The following is a 922-nucleotide window of genomic DNA, read 5'->3' on the forward strand; positions in this document are numbered from 1 at the left end:
GAACTGTTTAGTCAGTTGAGTGAGCGCAGGTATTAAGTTTTGCACCGAGTCTTGCAAGTCATTGCGGAATCGAGCGACACGTTTCTCATCAGCCAGTGATGAAAATTTACTGATTGACTGATTCAGCTTCTCTAGCCACGCTGCTGCGCCTTTTAAACTCGCGGATGCTGAAGCGTGATCACGGGCGACGTGAGGCAGGTGGTGAGCTTCGTCAAAGACATAAATCGTATTTTCTGGCTCTGGTAAGATTACGCCCCCCCCTAAGTCAGCTTCAGCCATAACGAGAGAGTGATTCGCGATGATCACGTCATTTTTATCTAACTCAGAGCGAGCCTTTTGAAACGGGCACCCTCTGTGACCTGGCAAACTGTTATTACAGCTGTGTTTGTCGCTGACAATCAATTGCCAGATGCGGTCGTCTATAGGTTTAGGCCAAGCGTCGCGGTCACCATCCCATTTCCCTTGAGCGAGTGAGCGATACATGGTTTCCAGTAATTCAATGTCTTTTTTCTTTGGCTTGGTCTCAAACATCGCTAGTTGACCGCCATCCACACCACTGGCTGTTGCGAGCTTTTCTGCGCAGCAGTAGCGCTGCCTACCTTTGGCAAGAATGAAAGAGAATTCTCTGTCTGTAATACGACGGAATAGAGGAAGGTCTTTATTCACTAGCTGTTCTTGAAGCGCGACGGTTGCCGTTGAGATAACGACTTTGCGGTTGTTATGCACGGCAACTGGTATAGCGGCCATCAAATAAGAAAGTGACTTACCGATCCCTGTGCCTGCTTCTGCTACCAGTATTCGATTGGACTTATGATATTGACCACAAAGCGTCTTTGCGATTTCAGCGACAAGATAGTTTTGAGCTCGTGTTAGTGCAAAGTTAGCGATTTACACTTGTAGGTTTTGAGAGCCACTGCGAATC

At 47.5% G+C, this 922-nt stretch carries 1 pseudogene; it reads right to left on the reverse strand.

The features are described from left to right. Nucleotides 1-921: pseudogene (locus R7Q48_RS25470) on the reverse strand (ATP-dependent DNA helicase DinG); the annotation flags it as partial. Nucleotide 922: the final 1 nt, after the last annotated feature.

It is taken from the genome of Vibrio sp. 378 (assembly GCF_033339435.1).